Origin of the sequence: Bartonella sp. AP258QHHD, assembly GCF_042196145.1 — a bacterium.
Taxonomy (GTDB): Bacteria; Pseudomonadota; Alphaproteobacteria; order Rhizobiales; family Rhizobiaceae; genus Bartonella.
In genome coordinates this window covers 38,658-55,653 of record NZ_JBHIPR010000014.1, presented here as the reverse complement: position 1 = coordinate 55,653, position 16,996 = coordinate 38,658, and the positions used below count along the sequence as shown (strand labels likewise).

The following is a 16,996-nucleotide window of genomic DNA, read 5'->3' as shown; positions in this document are numbered from 1 at the left end:
TTGTATATTCCTTCATTTTTATGTGAGCAGTGAAAATAGCGAGCAATAAAGGAGGTGTTTTCTGCTTTGTTATTGTTTGGGCATAGATTTCATTATCAATAACCGTATAGGATAAGCTTATGGGAGATAGCTTTTCGATTCGAAATGAAATGGCTTTTGAAGCCACATTAAAAGCTTTAAGAAACCATGCCGCAAAGGATGGGGTCTATGATATTCGTCGGCATTTTGTAGAAGATGAACAGCGTTTTTCCCATTTTTCCCTCAGACTTGATGATCTTCTTTTCGATTTTTCAAAATGTGGTGTGACATTTAAAACATTGCAACTTCTAGATGATTTAGCGGTCGCAGCAGATGTGTTAGGCCGGCGTGATGCAATGTTTTCTGGTAAGGCGATTAATACAACTGAAAAACGCTCAGTTCTTCATATTGCATTACGTTTACCTGCTGATGAAATTTTCATGTTGGATGGTCATAATCTTATTCGCGATATTCAAGACGTCCTTGAAGATATGGAAAGATTTTCTGAAAAGGTGCGTGATGGAAGCTATAAGGGAAGCAGTGGCGAGAGAATAAGTGATATTGTCAATATTGGTATTGGTGGTTCTGATCTTGGTCCTGCAATGGTCACATATGCTTTAAAACCTTATCATGATGGTCCACAGTGTCATTTTGTTTCGAATGCTGACAGTGCCCATATTTCTGATACTCTCTCTATTTTGAATCCAGCAACAACGCTGTTTGTCATTGCTTCTAAAACTTTTACAACGGCTGAAACAATGGTCAATGCTCAAGTTGCACGTCAGTGGATTTGTTCACATTTAGGAGAAGAAGCCGTTTGTACGCATTTTGTTGCTGTTTCAAGTGCGCTTGATAAAGTGGCAGAATTTGGCATAGATTCCACAAGAGTTTTTAAATTTTGGAATTGGGTTGGAGGACGTTATTCAATTTGGTCAGCCATTGGACTTGTTGTTATGTTTGCAATAGGTGGTGGAAATTTTCGCCAATTTCTCAATGGTGCTTTGCAAATGGATCAACATTTTAAAACTATGCCTTTGCATAAAAATATTCCTATTCGTTTTGCTCTTTTAGGATTCTGGCATCGTGTTATTTGTGGTTATTCATCACGTTCGATCATTCCTTATGCACAGCGTTTAATACATTTTCCAGCTTATTTACAACAGCTTGATATGGAATCAAATGGTAAACAAGTCTCGCTGGATGGAAAACCATTAAGTTTTTCAAGTGGTTCAATTGTTTGGGGGGATTCAGGAACAAATAGTCAACATGCTTTTTTTCAGCTTCTGCATCAAGGAACAGATATTATTCCTGTAGAATTTATTTTATTTATAAAAGGGCATGAGAAAAAATTACATTCTATGTATGAGATGTTGCTAGCAAACGGTTTAGCACAATCAAAAGCCTTGATGAAGGGGCGTAGTCTTGAAGATGCTCGGCATATCTTGATAAAAAATGGAGTTGATGAGGGTGAAGCAGACCATTTAGCACGTCATAGAAGTTTTAAAGGAAACCGTCCCAGCATTACGCTGGTTCAAGATTCATTAACACCTTTTGCACTCGGTCGTCTTATTGCGCTTTATGAACATCGCACTTTTGTTGAAGGGATTTTAATGAATATTAATTCATTTGATCAATGGGGTGTTGAACTTGGTAAAGAATTAGCAAACGAGTTACTACCAATTCTTCGTGGAGAAAGTAAAGCGGATAATCGTGATAGTTCAACATTAGGGTTGCTAGCACATATTCAAGCAAGACGTGCAAAATAATATAATTTTACAGTAGGTTTTGTACTAACTAAGCAAAAGTAGAAGGAGGAGAAATATGAGATAATTCTTTAATTTTACTATGCCTTCTCTTATTATCTGGATTAGATTTATGTAACAGAAAATCAAAAAAGTGCAAAAATTGTAAAAATGAGAATTTATTCGCAAAAACGATAAAGACCTTTGAGAGGTCTTTGAAGACCCTTTGAGCCCCCCCTTAAAATCCTTCGAAAAAAATAAATTGGTACAAAACCTGCTGACAAGCTACAACCGGAAAGCTACGATTAAAGACAGTTTTAATAATATCGCTTTATAAACTGTGGCGGAGAGAGAGGGATTTGAACCCCCGATAGAGTTGCCCCTATGCCGCATTTCGAGTGCGGTGCTTTCAACCACTCAGCCATCTCTCCATAATAAAGTGAAACAAAAATCGGCACTATTTGAGTGTATAAGGGGTAGATAACCTTCAATTGTTTTTGGTACAACCTTTTTTTCTTTTTTATGGGACTTTATTGACAGAGAATAGAAATTCCTTCATATATACAAAATATAAGCGTGGGGAAATCTGCGCATATTTGTGTTGAAGAAGGTTTTATCCTTCTTTGGGATCTATTACGACTGATAAAAAGCAGCCTATTTTCCCTTATTTCAAGGCAGAAATTAAATAAGAGCTGGAGTGAACGGAAGGATAAAAAATGTTCGCAGTCATTAAAACTGGTGGTAAGCAATACCGCATTGTTGCTAATCAAGTGGTAAAAGTTGAAAAAGTTAGTGGAAATGCGGGTGATGTTGTTGAATTCAATGACATATTAATGGTTGGGCAAGAAGGTAATGCGGTTATTGGTACCCCTGTCGTTGCTGATGCATTGGTGACAGCTGAGATTTTAGAACAGGCACGTGGGTGCAAGGTTATCGCATTTAAGAAGCGCCGTCGTCAAAATTCTAAACGCACGCGTGGCCATCGTCAAGAATTTACGAGGCTTCGTGTTTTAGAAATTTTAATGGGTGGTTCAAAACCTAAAAAAGTTGCTGCGAAACCGATAAAAGAAGAAGAAACTACACCACAAGAAACAAAAGCTGCTGCTTCTGTTGAGAAGACGGCTAAAAAAACGGTTGAAAAAAAGACTGCGCCGCAGAAGAAAGCGTCTGTAGCATCAAAGAGTAAGAAAGATTAAAGGAGAGCGTCTATGGCACATAAAAAAGCTGGTGGTTCCTCGCGTAATGGTCGTGATTCAGAATCGAAACGTCTAGGCGTTAAAAAATTTGGTGGTGAAACCGTTATTGCCGGAAATATTATTATTCGCCAGCGTGGTACACGTTGGCATCCTGGTAACAATGTTGGTATTGGAAAAGATCATACGCTTTTTGCATTATCAAATGGAAAGGTTTCTTTTCAACGCAAAGCGGGTAATCGTTCCTATGTTTCAGTCATTCCTATGCTGGAGGCAGCAGAGTAATCTGTAACACTCTCTAGCAATCAACAGGATTTCATTGAATTATAGTTGTGGTTTTATAAGTATTAAAAGGGAAAGATAGAGTCTTATCTTTCCCTTTTTGCGTTGGTACTATAATAAATGTAGAAGATATACGAAAAAGGTACAATTGAGGAAATGGCTTTTCTCAATGAGGGAAAGAGTTTGTGCGATGTTATGTTAGTATTTAGTCCTGAACATATTGATATTATGATAGAATTTGTTGATAAATTTCTGTATAATAATAGTGAGAGAGACTTTCTTTTTATGCATGAAGAAGTGTCTAGTGATTTCTTATAAGAGAAGCAGTTTGTTTTCAGAAAATTATGAGAAATTTAATGAGAGCATTCTTTATGTAATCATTTTGATAAAGATGGGTCTTTTTATCGGCATTGTGGTATTGATGAGTTGTCATACTGTTTTTAGGTGGTAGTGTGGATAGGTGTGGCTATTCATTTAAAAAGACATAGGGATAAAAAATCCATAAGAAGGCAGCCAAAACGACTTTGAAAGTGACGTGCATTAAGGAATTTTCGGTAAATCAAGAGTGAAATTATATTTTTAAGGAGGACGGTGTTTAAAGATATAAAAATAACCAACGTGCAATCAGCGCCCTTCAAGAATATTTTTTCTGATTTCACTATTATTGTGTATTGTTGAAAGTAAATAAGCATAAGAGCTAGGGTTAAGGCAATCATTGCGTTTCATTTTTTACTTTATTTATCTTATTTGTAGAGTTTTTCTTTATTTTAGTAATTGATGATGGTGCTTGGGGGGGGGATGTTCGTACTTTGCAAATGTGCGACAGAGGGTATTGTGTATTTGCGATATTGATTGAAGTAAAGGTGTAGCTTAAAATATATAAATATTATATATCGAGGGTTTGATATCATAAGATGGGCAGCACGGAATTTTAAAGATGATAAGTTGCATGGAGCAATTTGTAATTATGTAATGAATTTATAAAGAGGGATAATAGGTTAAATAAACTTTGAGGAATCAATCAAAATATTAGCTGAAGTTACGGATGATTGGGAAGGATGCTTTCTTGTAGGAAAAATAATGAAAAGTTATGTTGAATAACTTAGGATAATGAGAGCGTTTCGAAAACATAGTTTTTCAGGTGATTGGTTCTGTAGAAAATGGGGTTTTGTCTTTGTAAAGTAAAAGAGTAAGAGGTAGATTTGCTTATAATGGTTTTAAGCACTTCGCTAGATAATAATATCCAATTGTTTTATCGGTTATATTGAGGTATTTAAGCACCTCACTTAGCTATATTCCGTAAAATATAAATAAAGCTGTGGTGGTATTTATAGCTTGTATTTTGGGAAATGCAGCTTTGAAAAGGAATGTGTCAGAGATATTGGTGTTCAAATGTGAGGCAATTTGAATTCATGATGAGATATGAGAAAGCAGAAGCAATGAATGTAGATTTTGCTGATGGTGAAATCTTGTCTATAAGATCTGTACAACTTGCAGCTGCTTTTGATCATAAAAATGATGCAATTTATGCTGCTGCTGAATTGCTTGTGCAGGTTGGTGCAGTTGATAAGTGTTATCTGGCAAGCATGCTTGCACGTGAAGAAACAACCAATACTTGGCTTGGAAATGGTATAGCCATTCCTCATGGTATGGCTGAAAATCGTGATTTAATTATCAAGGATGCTGTTGCTGTTATACAGGTTCCTGCTGGTGTTGAGTGGCAGGATGGCAAGAAAGCATATTTGGTTATTGCCATTGCAGCGTGTCCAGATCGCTATAGAGAAATTTGTAAAAAATTGACGTCTCTTTTATTTGATAAAAAACAGCTTGAAGTACTTGCAACAACTATGGACAAACAACAAATTGTTACAACTTTGTTTGACCAAAATATGAAGATAGAAAAAACTTTTATTGGTGACCTTTCTGTGTGTCAGGAATGGACTTTAGATTATCCAAGTGGTCTTCATGCACGACCAGCTTCTCTTTGGGTTGATTTTGCGAAAAAGGCTCAAAGTTCCATCAGAGTTCGCCATGGTCAATATACCGTTGAAATGAAAAATTTGGTTGGTTTATTGCAATTAGGAGCAAAAAACGGTGATGTTCTGATTTTTTCTACAGATGCTGCAGAAGGAGCACAACTTCTCAATGATGCCATTGCTATTGCAAAAAAAGTGAGTATTAGTGAAAAATGTCTGATGAGAGCAATGGAATCTCAAACAAAGGCTTTTCATGGTTGGTATCCACGCTCTATGCAAAAAGGCATTTCTGGTGTTGGAGCGAGTTCAGGATTAGCATTTGGTAAGATTTTTGTTTTAAGGCAAAATGATATTTCCATAATAGATCAGCCAATTGATTTTGCAGCTGGTGCAGCATGTCTTGAAAATGCTCTTACAAAAACAAAACATAAAATGGCATCTGTGATTTCTGATATTACAGTGCGTATGGGAGCAGATTCTGCTGCGATTTTTTCTGCGCAAATGGTTTTGCTTGAAGATGAAAATTTAATAGCTCAAGCTTGTCGTTTTATAGCGGAAGGTCATGGTGTCGCTTGGTCTTGGGATAGAGCGGTTCGTCAATTTTCAGATATGTTTTTTAAGGTAGATAATCCTTTGTTAGCAGCACGTGCTGTTAATTTAGTTGATGTTGGTCGACGTGTTTTAGGTGAAATCAATCCATCCTATAGATCGTTCTTTTTAAATGATATTCCACATGGTGTAATTCTGGTTACAAATGACCTTTCTCCTTCTGATGTAGCACAACTTGATTGTACAAGGGTAAAAGGATTAGCAACAGCATGGGGAGGTCCATTATCTCATACAGCTATTTTGGCGCGTACTCTTGGTATTCCAATGGTTGTTGCTGCAGGTGATGATATTTTAGCAATTCAGTCTGATATTCAGGCTATTATTGATGGCGATAACGGGTTTATTTACCTTAATCCTACGCTTGAAGACGTTGAAGATGCTCAAAGGCATATTGATACTGTTGCGCAAAAACGTGTCAGTGAAATAAGTGCGTGTAGATTACCAGCGCAAACGATAGATGGTCAAAGAATTCGTATTATGGCTAATGTCAACTACGCAAATCAGGTTCCTGTTGCGCTTGATTTAGGGGCTGAAGGTGTTGGACTCATGCGCACGGAATTTTTGTTTTTAGAGAATCCATATATTCCGGATGAAGAGCTACAATTTAATATATATCGGGCGATGATTACAGCTGTAGGAGATAAGCCATTAATTATTCGTGCACTTGATATTGGTGGAGATAAACAGATTACGCATTTACATTTATCTAAAGAGGACAATCCTTTTTTAGGTGTTCGAGGAACGCGGCTTTTGTTACGTCGACGTGATCTTTTGGTGCCTCAATTACGTGCTTTATATCGAGCGGCAAAAGAGGGTGGAGATCTATGGATTGTGTTTCCGATGGTCATGTCTGTTTCAGAGATTGTCGCTATAAAAAAGATTGCAGAGGAAATCCGCAACGATGTTGATGCACCAAAATTAAAACTTGGTATTATGATCGAAGTTCCAGCAGCGGCCATTATGGCAGATGTATTAAGCGCCCATGTTGATTTTTTTTCAATTGGAACCAATGACCTAACACAGTATACAATGGCTGTTGATCGGCAAAATCCGTACCTTGTGTCTGAAGCTGATAGCCTTGATCCAGCAGTTTTGCGTATGATTTATCAGACTATTCAGGGAGCTGCACAACATAAGTGTTGGGTTAGTGTATGTGGTGGTATGGCTGGAGATCCTTTTGGTGCAATGATTTTGACTGGATTGGGAATTAATGAGCTTTCTATGATATCTTGCGATATTTCTCCAGTAAAGGCGTGTTTACAGACTCATAGTTTTGAAGATATGAAAATTTTAGCACAAAAAGCATTACAATGTGAAACTGCACGAGCTGTACGTGCTCTAAGCAAGGATATAAGGTAATAAAGAACATTAAGGGGAAAGAACGAGCTCATTTTGCAGAGTAATCAGATCTTTAGTGCTGTAAAACATTAATACAGTATATGAATTTATAATGGTAATTTATCGTTTTACATAATGAGAACCCTGAATATTGTAGGTTTTTTTCGTTTTAAATTTCTCTATATTTAATTAATAAAAATTACCCTTTTATACATTACAAGGAGGAGTAATGTATGGATAAAAACACTCTAAGAAAGAATAAATTCCTTTTATGCATTCTCTCAAATAGCAATAGATATTGTAACATTAGGCGACAAAAAGAAAATAGTATTTTTAGAGTATTCTGTTTTGTTATGAGACCATATCCCACTTAAAGAATGCGATAATCAAAAGTATGAAGTAATACGTAATTTTTTTTAAATAATGGAGACTACTTTAGATATTTTGAAAACTGTAACGCTGAATTTAAAAATATATGGTAAAAATGAAAACAGGTTTGCATTTTTATGATTTTGTATTTGATCAAAATGAGACTATTTTTTCATTTTAGAAAATAAAATATATTCATACATATTAAATTAAAAATGCAAAGTTTTTTTCTGAATTTTATTTTCTTTAGTATCAACTAAATATAGAAGTGTGAAATTGAATAGAGGATTTAGAATAGGGCTTATTATGTAATCCTATGAAAGAGAAAACTGATACCATCACACTATTTTACAGCTCTCAATGTTGCAAAAATTCGTGCTATTTAAGAAAATGCATAAGAGCCGCTTATCCTCTCTTAAAATGTTCTTCCCCCACATACCATCCCTTCCTATGACGTATAAGTAAGTGATTTTAATTATTTGATTGTGTAAAACTATGGGCTGTATGCTAATTTTAAGAGAAGTATTTTTTTGTGAAGCAGAAAGTGCGTAAATGAGCATGAAAGTTTATAACTGGTGACAATCTTTTTATTCTCATTATTGTATTCTACAAACCTATCCACGAAAAAAGTTTTTTCTTAAAAAGAAGGGATGTGCTTGTTATTCAACAGATAAAAGCTCTTACTTTAATAAATGAATTTGTTTTTTGGGTTTTGAATGTATAGTTTAGACTTGCACGTTATTTCTTTCTGGGTATAGTGCGAACTTCTGGAGAGGTGGCCGAGTGGTTGAAGGCGCACGCCTGGAACGCGTGTATATGGGAAACCATATCGAGGGTTCGAATCCCTCTCTCTCCGCCATTAACCTAAAACGAACTTTCATATGCCTTATATGGCATAGCCTCAAAAGCCCAGCATTTGCGGGCTTTTTCGCTATTTGCAATTGACTTCCTCTCTATAAAAACACCCCGTTTTTCTCTAATTTTTCTCCTATATATGCCCCTTTCCTGAAAAACACCGTACTTGGAAAAACGAAGTACGGAGCTTTTAGTCATGGGAAATCAAGGGTTTGGCAATTGACCAGTTCGCAGCAGTCTATGCCTAGCATTGTCAACCAGTGAGCTGACGCAGGACATTATCATCTGCGCGAATGATGAAGCGGGCTTTATAGCACTTCTCTTTACGCGACCATCGAAGCGGGTTTTCAGAAAGGCCGAAGGTCTGTTTGAGTTTGTTTGCTAATTCCTGCTTCTGCTTTTTTAGCTTATCATCTGCATCGCTATCCTGCCACGAGAGGCTTCCCCCGGTTTTTGCAAGAACCAATAGGAGTGTCCACTGGTTCGTTCTTTTTCCAGATCTCTGATCTTTCATCTTCAGATGCTCAGGTTCCAGACGTTTCTGAGTTTGTCCGCATGTCACTGACAACATCTCTGTTGCGGTAAATTCGAACACAAACTGCTCCCATGTTGCGCCTGCTGGTGTCGGGAATTGGTACTCAGATCCCGGTTTAGCTGATTTCGGCAACACCGTTTCCAACCAATTGGAGATGATGGTTTGAGCGCTGTCTCTCGCCGTGACCTTGCCTGCAGCATCAACGACGAGCACATCATTTATGCCGATGAGCTTGGATTTATGCCTGATGCTTGCGTCAGAGCTGGCAGTGCTGATAAGACTGCTGGTGGAGGCAATTAACAGAAACGTCTGATCAGCCATGCAAAGCTGATTGACAATTTTATCCAACTGCGAGGATGTCTGGCCCAAAAAGCAATAGACAGGAAAGCTATGCTCGGCTTGTGGATTGAGCACACCAAATTTCCAAAGAGCCGTTTGGCCCGTGATCTTTTCATTTTCCTCAGTAAAACCAATGGCCTCAGCAATTTTGGTCGCCAGCTTTTTATGATCTATGCGATACAGCGCCAGTTCTGATTTTTTGAGCGTGCGTCGGTCGCACTGCTTGGTATCTGATGTGCAGATGCCAACAATATCGCTAGACCCATGTTGCACGACATTCATGTAGCACCCAGCTCGGCCATTACAGGGAATGGCAGATGCCTGCTCATTGGTGATGGCAAGCAATTCTTCTGGAAAGTCTAGCCATTCAGCTTTTACACCCTTGCCACCAGAAAGCTCTGTGAGTTTACGCCATGGCGGCGATTGATACGGCGTCATGACTCTCCTGATGTGCTACGGGTTGTTTGCTGTCTTCTTCCTCTTTCTGCTCATTTACAAAGCCACGTTTCCGCAGCCATGTTTCAATCAGGTGAGAATCTTCCTTGCGATCAAAGTTGGCCATATTCGGTGTTCGCACCTTGACCATGCGTGGACGTTTGGCATTTTCAAATTTCACCGAAAAACTGGCTGAGACTAGTCTGCCAAAGTTCGGGAATTCACGATCTCTTGAGGCTAAGGACGCAAACACATCATTTGAGCGTAGCGTCTGCTTGTCATTATACGGTCCAAGAAACTGGTGCTGGATTTCTGCCAGCTTTATATCTTCCAGTCCATCAATATCGGCACAAGCCAAAGCATCAACGCCGTTATCGATCAGTGGCTGCAATGTATATTTTTCTGCGCCGGGGAAATATTCAGCCTGACCGAAGAGATGTTGGCTGAACAAATCTAAATACATGGTGCGCTCTTTCTTGGCACCGGACTTATTAAAGACGGCTAGTTCATTATTGGCACGATCATAGACAATCACGTCATGAAACTCTGGGCGGTAAAAAATGGTCTTGGATTGTCCAGATTCAATCTTGCCCTCACGCTTAAACGGCATGCCATGACGGATCAGGAAGTATGTCTTGTCTTCGTCCTCTGCGCTGACAGGCAAAATTCGACAGTCAGTGCCGCGTTTATTTTTCAAAAACCAAGCGTCCATATCAGCTTCCAGCGTTCGCATGGTTTCTGATTTTGGAAGAGTAAACGTATCAGGGGACTTTTGATCAGACTGGAAATACATGAATGATTTTGGCTTGAGGATCATCGCCTCTGCGTGAGGACGCTTTAAAAGCTCGGGATCGTGCAGCCATAATGCTAAGGCCAAATCAGCTGCTGTTGAATCTTCATGCGTGTCAATATTATTGGCTTCAGCCTGTTCACTCAACTCTTCAAAATGTTCACCATCGGACATTTCTTGAATGAAAAACAAGGCTTCAACGAATTCAATGTCCATATCCTCTGATGGATTCATCAGAACTTGGCAGAGCGTTTCAAAATCCAGCTCATTATCTTCATTCAGTTCAAAGCTGAACCCGCGTCCGGTCAGGTAGCTTTCATACCTTTTAAGAAAAGTAATCAGATTATCTTGTTCGATGTGTTTCAAAACATCAGGTTGGGCAAAACGTCGTAAATTATAGGTGCTCATGTAGTTATCCTCCTTGGGGTTCGTCTAGGAGGGCCTCGGTGTCAACACCCGAGCAGACGTGTAAGACCTTCCCAATTATTTTAAGTTCATCCTGTTGTCCTATGATGATGGGTTTTCGTTTCTGATTTTCAGGGCGCAGCTCAATATGCTCCCCTTCAATACTCAGCCGCTTTACAGTGGCCTCTTCGCCAACCATGGCCACCACAATATCGCTGTTTTCAGCAATAGATTGCTGGCGCACAACAACGTAATCTCCCTCGAAAATATCAGCATCGATCATGCTGTCGCCGTGCACTTTGAGCGCAAAGCACTTCCCGCGTAGAACATTATTCGGCACCATGACCTGACCAATCTTGTTTTCAAGAGCAAGAATCGGTTGGCCAGCCGCAATCATCCCCAAAACAGGAACAGCCGTCAAGTTGGTCTTATCCGGTGTTTGTGCATGGAGGATTTCGATGGACCGCGCTTTTCGCGCCTGTCTGCGAATATAGCCTTTATCTTCCAGTCGCTTGAGCCCTTCAAACACACTGGGTGCTTTCACCCCCAATTCCACAGCAAGCTCTTGTACCGTGGGCGACATCTCCATGGCACGTTTCAGGCGCTCAATGGCCTGTAATAAACTCTGTTGTGCTTGTGTTAATCTATCCATCTTACACTCAGTTATGGTTAAGCCCTTGCTCGCCTCTTGTGAGCAAAATGCGTTTCCAGAAGACTTCTCTTTCCAGTATTTTTTCATCGGGGGGGGGGTGCTAAGCCGCTGCTCAAGCAACGCAAAACGGAAATGAGAACGGCAGTAATCAATTCCCGCTTTGTTTATCATATCATGAATGCCTTTGTTTCCCCCATGACCCGTTTCAATGTAACACTTCCATCGTGACCATATGCCTTGATCACCATAAGCAGAGCCGATGTAGCGTTTTCCCGTATGCGTATCGGTAATCGGGTAAATACCCTTAACGCATTCTAGTGCTGTTTTCCAATCTGGCCTGTCATTCTTGATCAAGACTTCGAGCTCTTCAAATGATAAGTCTATTTTATCGTATCCGCAGAATGCTCTACCGGAATATGGCTCACGCAAAATCTCTTGCACTTCAAACTTATGGTAATGTGGCTCCATATTGGTCCTAGTCGTGCGGTTGCGATAAGATGATCGGATTTTCAGACGCCCAATAAACTCTTTGCCCAAATCAGTAAGCTCAACCTCATAGCGGTCTGCATGTTTCTCCAATACTCTGAACACACCACCGAACAGCCAGATGTCGGTTTCGTAGTGAAATTGCATGAGTGAGAAAATAAGCGGCCTGTTAAAATCATTGCGGCCCGGCCAGTATTCCTGCCAGCCTTGCCATTCTTCTTTGCTTCTTCCCCATACTTCTAGCGGCTGCGAGTGCTGGTTGTATCTCGCAAAGTGAATTTTATAGTCGGCCAAATTTTCAATCGGCCATATATCTTTGAGCAAAATTGACATTTTCAAACTTCAACTATATCTTAATTAACAACCTAATATAAATTAGGCTTATGATTTTCACAAGCCTAATTTGATTCAATGCATAGCATTGACTGAACCGACAGTTTTCAAGTCATTTCAGTAAGTAACTCCTTGAACGACGCAATAATTCTCAAGGAGGTTCGCCATGTCTTCACTTTCTCCAAACCTAATAAATGAACGAGATTGCCGCAATGAGGTAGTGCATTTGCTGACACTTGGCATCCTGCGTCGCAAGATACGCCTGAACCGTCAGTTCGAGCCAACACATCCCTCTAATTCATTGGACTTCAGGTTTTTTCCAAGCATTCATGTCCATGACGAAGAACCAAAAAACCAAGGAGTTCCTGATGAGTCATGAAAACAAAGAGCTCACCGAACGGGAGCGATTACAAATCAAGCTGGGCCAACTTCCTGCCGGACTTGTGTCCGATGCAGATCGGCAAAAGGAAGTCGCCCATATTGTCGGCTTGGGCTGGCAACGCCTCCGCTTGAAGCAAAAGAAAAAAGCAGAATCGTAGGAAGTGAAGAATGGATAAAACACTTCTGGCGCGTGTGGCGGCGCTCCCAAATATGCCGTTATCCGACTTAAAGGCTTTATGGCGGGATGTGTATCAGGACGAACCACCCGGTGGCCATAAAAGCCACATTGTCCGCAGACTGGCTTATCGCCTGCAGGAGCTTGCTTACGGCGTTGATCCACAGATTGAGAACCGGATCGAACAGCAGGCCAATGATTTATTCGGCTCTGGCAAAAAAGCCAAGCCGAAACGCAAGACACAATATCAGCGGCCCATCCCCGGTATCAAACTGGTGCGGGAATATAAGGGCATCAGGTCACCATTTTAGAGGAAGGTTATGAATATGCAGGCTGCCTATACAAAAGCCTGTCCAAGGTTGCACTGGCCATTACAGGCAGCAGCTGGTCTGGACCTGCCTTCTTCGGATTAAACAACAAAGCACAAAGAGACAAACATTGAGCACAACCACACCGAAAAAACGCTGCGCGATTTATACGCGCAAATCCACCGAGGAAGGCTTAGACATGGGGTTCAACAGCCTTGATGCTCAGCGAGAAGCTTGTGAATCCTACATCGCCTCACAAAAGCATGAAGGCTCTGGTTCCAGCTTCCCGATAATTACGATGATGGCCGCTTTACAGGCGGCAATATGGATCGCCCAGCTTTAAAACGCCTTATGGACGACATCAAAAGCAGCCTGATTGATACAGTTGTCGTGTACAAGGTTGACCGCTTGTCACGCTCCTTGGCTAATTTTGCCAAACTGATTGATCTGTTTGACGAGCACAAAGTGTCCTTCGTTTCCGTTACTCAGCAATTCAACACCACCACATCAATGGGCCGATTGACGCTGAACATCCTGTTCAGCTTTGCCCAATTTGAACGTGAAGTGATCGGCGAACGTATCCGCGATAAATTGGCAGCCTCCAAACGCAAAGGCATGTGGATGGGGGTGTCACACCTATGGGCTATGTGGTCAAAAACCGTGAGCTTGTATTGAGCCCGATGAGGCTGAGGGTATCCGCAAAATATTCGATCTATTTTTGATGACCAGAGTCGCCCACGGAAATGGCAAAGATGTTGCCGCGCATGGGGGTATTAAGCAAAAAGCGCACAACCAAAAACGGACGTGTTATCGGTGGTAAAGCACTGGATAAAGACGGCCTTTATAAGATTCTGCAAAACCCCATCTATATCGGAAAAATCAAACATAAAGATAAAATCTACGAAGGCCGCCATCCAGCCATCATCGATATAGACACGTGGAATAAAGTCCGCGCCACCATGAAAGAAAATACCATCAACCGAGGCGCAATCACGCGGAAGAAAACCAAGGCCATTTTGATGGGGCTTTTGAAGTGCGGTGAATGCGAATGTGGATTGGTGGCAAGTCATACCCGTAAAAAAGGTGGCAGGCTTTATCGCTATTACACCTGTGAACATTACCGCAAAGGTATCAACCCGGATTGCAAGGTTCGCAATGTCAGCGCCAATGAAACGGAGGCATTGATATTGAATCAGCTTCAAGCTGTTTTTGCCTCGCCGGAGATGATCATGGAAACGTGGCGCGAAGCACAAAAAGAGGATGAGACCATCACGGAGCATGAGGTTTACAGCAACCTGAATGACATCGTCCCGATCTGGCAAGAACTTTATCCTGCTGAAAACAACGCATCCTTGAGTTGATGATTGAAAAAGTCATCGTCAATTATGAATTTGTCGATATCCGGATCAGGGCTGCAGGCATGGATAGTTTGGCTCGGGAATTGGACGAGCAAGACAAGCGGCTGCAAGGCATTTCAACAAAAAAACTGGAGGAGAAAGCATGGATAAATGCGTAAATATGATGGCGAACAACAGCATTTCAATCCGGGTGCCAATGCGGATCAAGAAATATGGTGGCAAGAAAATGATTATTTTGCCCGAAGGCTACCAAATGACCCCGCCACAAGAAGCACCCAAGCAAGACGAAACATTCGTAACGGCCTTTGCCAAAGCCTATTACTGGCAAAACCTGCTTGATACGGGGCGCTATAAATCCATTGATGACATGTCACGCCAACGCCAGATCAACACCTCTTATATGTCGCGGATACTGCGCCTCAATCAACTTGCTCCCCAGATCAAAAAGGCCATCTTGGATGGCACGCAGCCGCGCCAGTTAAGCCTGCAGGATATACAAACCCCATTTCCCGATATTTGGGATGAGCAATTAAAGCATTTTGGATTTGCCTAATCTCCCTTCGGTGAAATTTCACCGACCACCCTGAAATTTTTTTCAAAAAAATTTACACCCACCAAAGCCCCGGCATGCGGGGCTTTTTTGTTTTTGCGCCTTGAGTAACGCACCGATTTTCAGGGTCTCCAGTGAGTTTTCGCCAGTCCCAGTTGACCCGCCCGCGTGGCGGCTAACCGCAACTGGAGACGAAAACCATGAGCAAAAACAACTATGAAGGCATCTATCCTTATGTCGTAAACCAAGTCCGTTATCACGCACGCAGCCTGATGCGGCACTCCGCCATTCATGGCGTAGAAGTCGAGGACCTCGAGCAAGAGTTGATGCTGGATTATTTATTCCGCAAGCAGGCTTATGTTCCTGAAAAAGCAAAATGGTCGACCTTTGTTGACCGCATCCTCAACCACAAATGTGCCAGCCTCATTGAGGCCGCCCGCGCCCAAAAACGTGGGTTCGGCATCAGTGATTTTTCACTTGATGCGTGGCTTGAGGATAAGGACGGCGACGACAACGCTCTGCCTGACCCTGCAACCGAAGACCTGACCAACCGCGACCTTCAAATTGACCTTGAACAAGCTGTTCAGCAGATGCCGCCGCATCTGGTGTTTCTGCTGGTTGATCTGCGAACGCTCAGCATCAGTGAAATCTCACGCAAAACCAAAACCCTACGCTCAACCCTCTACGGGACGCTGTCCGAACTTCGCGGATCGCTGAAGGAGCGTGGCTTTGCGGAATATCTGCACTGAGCCGCCGACAGTTTTTGAGCCCTCTCGGTAAGTAACTCCTTGAAGGCAAGAAAACATGCCGGGTTCTCGCGGAAATACAAGACCTGAAGCAGGAAATACCGCGACCGCTTTGCTCTTTGGGCGGCGTCAGAACCCGGCAGCCGAAACGACATGACCAAAGAGCAAATTTTAACCTACGAAATCAAGGAGGTTTCATGTTTAAACCATCGTTACAAAAGCTGATTAAAGACAGCCTTTACGCCAAATATGTTTCGGCATTTATTCAAATCCCGGCACTTGGTGTCATAGAAGAAGACACCACCAAACCTATCCATGAGGCCACTCTGGATGATCTGGCCTTTGCCGCACAGGCTTTGGATAAAGAACAAAGCGCCATTTACAAGCACCTGTCTGTCATCCGTGAGCTTTATACGGAAGCGCAACGTCAAGGCCATACGCAGCGTCTTGAAGAAATACAGGTGCAGGCCGATGTGGCAGAAAGCAAAGCGCTCTATGCTCATGCCAGCCAGCCCAGTGGGGTGAAATGGGTTGAGGCTCTGCGTGCATCTGTTCGCCCGATTATCACCTATGCGTTTTTCATTCTGTTCGCCACCGTCAAAACCGCTGCACTGTTCAAGTTATTGGATCAGGGTGTCGGAATTACCGACGGACTGATCGCCCTGTGGGATGCTGAAACACAGGCATTATTTGCCGCTGTCATGTCCTTCTGGTTTGATCAACGTGCCTTAGCCAAGTTCCGCTCAAATCCTTGAAAAACAAGATCTTATTCACTTGATAAGCGCCAGGAATGAAGCGTTACTGTAAGTGTAAAAAGTAATTGAAAATAGGGAGATAACACCATGAGCAAACTATTTTACAAGGCCGTGATTGAAGATGTTCAAAATGAGAAGTGTACCGATGCAGAGCTCGAAGCACTGCTCGATGCTTTTGAATACACGGCCAAGAAAATGGCCACCACACTGGCCCGTAAAGCTTAGTACGCACTGGAAGATTACGCCACGGCCAAGCAATACGGCATTGACCGCTTTACGCTGATGATTGAGCGCAAAGAAGTCCTCGGGCAAGAGCAATGGCATGGCGTTTTTGAATATGGGAGCAAGAACCTTAAAGTTATAGGA

The 16,996-nt window shown here is 41.7% G+C and carries 16 protein-coding genes, 2 tRNA genes and 1 pseudogene; 15 read left to right on the top strand and 4 right to left on the bottom strand.

Going from position 1 to position 16,996, the window contains the following annotated elements:
- Positions 1–119 precede the first annotated feature (119 nt).
- Complete coding sequence (gene pgi / locus ACFIMM_RS01270) at positions 120–1,784, top strand: glucose-6-phosphate isomerase (RefSeq protein ID WP_375628411.1); 1,665 nt, start codon at positions 120–122, stop codon at positions 1,782–1,784.
- 317 nt (positions 1,785–2,101) lie between these two features.
- Here pgi and ACFIMM_RS01265 read toward each other — a convergent pair.
- A tRNA-Ser gene (locus ACFIMM_RS01265) sits at positions 2,102–2,191 on the bottom strand.
- 285 nt (positions 2,192–2,476) lie between these two features.
- Between ACFIMM_RS01265 and rplU the strand changes: the two genes are divergently transcribed.
- The 4 genes from rplU to ACFIMM_RS01245 all read left to right on the top strand — a co-directional run bounded on the left by rplU (position 2,477) and on the right by ACFIMM_RS01245 (position 8,386).
- Positions 2,477–2,956 (top strand): 50S ribosomal protein L21, encoded by a 480-nt coding sequence (rplU, locus tag ACFIMM_RS01260; RefSeq protein WP_375672089.1) that lies wholly within the window; start codon positions 2,477–2,479, stop codon positions 2,954–2,956.
- Between the two features lie 12 nt (positions 2,957–2,968).
- Complete coding sequence (gene rpmA / locus ACFIMM_RS01255; protein WP_100130483.1) at positions 2,969–3,238, top strand: 50S ribosomal protein L27; 270 nt, start codon at positions 2,969–2,971, stop codon at positions 3,236–3,238.
- A 1,409-nt stretch (positions 3,239–4,647) separates the two neighbouring features.
- Complete coding sequence (ptsP, locus tag ACFIMM_RS01250; protein ID WP_375629525.1) at positions 4,648–7,179, top strand: phosphoenolpyruvate--protein phosphotransferase; 2,532 nt, start codon at positions 4,648–4,650, stop codon at positions 7,177–7,179.
- 1,117 nt (positions 7,180–8,296) lie between these two features.
- Positions 8,297–8,386 (top strand) — tRNA-Ser (locus ACFIMM_RS01245).
- A gap of 249 nt (positions 8,387–8,635) precedes the next feature.
- Here the strand turns inward: ACFIMM_RS01245 and ACFIMM_RS01240 are convergent.
- The 3 genes from ACFIMM_RS01240 to lexA are packed head-to-tail and all read right to left on the bottom strand — an operon-like array spanning position 8,636 to position 12,357.
- Positions 8,636–9,694, bottom strand: a complete 1,059-nt coding sequence (locus ACFIMM_RS01240; RefSeq protein WP_375629527.1) for a hypothetical protein — start codon at positions 9,692–9,694, stop codon at positions 8,636–8,638.
- Positions 9,663–10,889 carry a hypothetical protein gene (locus tag ACFIMM_RS01235; RefSeq protein ID WP_375692581.1) on the bottom strand — a complete coding sequence of 409 codons (1,227 nt, stop codon included), beginning with the start codon at positions 10,887–10,889 and terminating at the stop codon, positions 9,663–9,665. Before ACFIMM_RS01235 ends, ACFIMM_RS01240 begins: the two co-directional genes overlap by 32 nt.
- 4 nt (positions 10,890–10,893) lie before the next feature.
- Entirely contained in the window at positions 10,894–12,357 is a 1,464-nt protein-coding gene (gene lexA, locus ACFIMM_RS01230; RefSeq protein WP_375629533.1) for a transcriptional repressor LexA, read from the bottom strand.
- A gap of 335 nt (positions 12,358–12,692) precedes the next feature.
- On the opposite strand from lexA, the gene ACFIMM_RS01225 reads away from it, so the two are divergent.
- The 10 genes and pseudogenes from ACFIMM_RS01225 (at position 12,693) to ACFIMM_RS01180 (ending at position 16,855) form a co-directional block, all read left to right on the top strand.
- The gene (locus ACFIMM_RS01225) at positions 12,693–12,896 is read left to right on the top strand and encodes a hypothetical protein (RefSeq protein WP_375646230.1); all 204 of its coding nucleotides are present in this window, start codon (positions 12,693–12,695) and stop codon (positions 12,894–12,896) included.
- A 10-nt stretch (positions 12,897–12,906) separates the two neighbouring features.
- A pseudogene (locus ACFIMM_RS01220) lies at positions 12,907–13,355 on the top strand (DUF2924 domain-containing protein).
- Positions 13,352–13,564: a hypothetical protein gene (locus ACFIMM_RS01215; protein ID WP_375629539.1), complete on the top strand. Its 213-nt coding sequence runs from the start codon at positions 13,352–13,354 to the stop codon at positions 13,562–13,564. Before ACFIMM_RS01220 ends, ACFIMM_RS01215 begins: the two are co-directional and overlap by 4 nt.
- Positions 13,546–13,896 carry a recombinase family protein gene (locus tag ACFIMM_RS01210; protein WP_375682581.1) on the top strand — a complete coding sequence of 117 codons (351 nt, stop codon included), beginning with the start codon at positions 13,546–13,548 and terminating at the stop codon, positions 13,894–13,896. The genes ACFIMM_RS01215 and ACFIMM_RS01210 overlap by 19 nt, the downstream gene beginning before the upstream one ends.
- Positions 13,897–13,973: 77 nt before the next feature.
- Positions 13,974–14,582: a recombinase zinc beta ribbon domain-containing protein gene (locus tag ACFIMM_RS01205; RefSeq protein WP_375629545.1), complete on the top strand. Its 609-nt coding sequence runs from the start codon at positions 13,974–13,976 to the stop codon at positions 14,580–14,582.
- Complete coding sequence (locus ACFIMM_RS01200) at positions 14,582–14,737, top strand: hypothetical protein (RefSeq protein ID WP_375612851.1); 156 nt, start codon at positions 14,582–14,584, stop codon at positions 14,735–14,737. Before ACFIMM_RS01205 ends, ACFIMM_RS01200 begins: the two co-directional genes overlap by 1 nt.
- Positions 14,722–15,132 carry a hypothetical protein gene (locus tag ACFIMM_RS01195; RefSeq protein WP_375629547.1) on the top strand — a complete coding sequence of 137 codons (411 nt, stop codon included), beginning with the start codon at positions 14,722–14,724 and terminating at the stop codon, positions 15,130–15,132. Before ACFIMM_RS01200 ends, ACFIMM_RS01195 begins: the two co-directional genes overlap by 16 nt.
- A gap of 197 nt (positions 15,133–15,329) precedes the next feature.
- The gene (locus ACFIMM_RS01190) at positions 15,330–15,878 is read left to right on the top strand and encodes an RNA polymerase sigma factor (protein ID WP_375629550.1); all 549 of its coding nucleotides are present in this window, start codon (positions 15,330–15,332) and stop codon (positions 15,876–15,878) included.
- Between the two features lie 194 nt (positions 15,879–16,072).
- On the top strand, positions 16,073–16,630 hold the full coding sequence (locus ACFIMM_RS01185) for a hypothetical protein (protein ID WP_375612854.1): 558 nt from the start codon (positions 16,073–16,075) through the stop codon (positions 16,628–16,630).
- An 87-nt stretch (positions 16,631–16,717) separates the two neighbouring features.
- Complete coding sequence (locus ACFIMM_RS01180) at positions 16,718–16,855, top strand: hypothetical protein (RefSeq protein ID WP_375612855.1); 138 nt, start codon at positions 16,718–16,720, stop codon at positions 16,853–16,855.
- Positions 16,856–16,996: the final 141 nt, after the last annotated feature.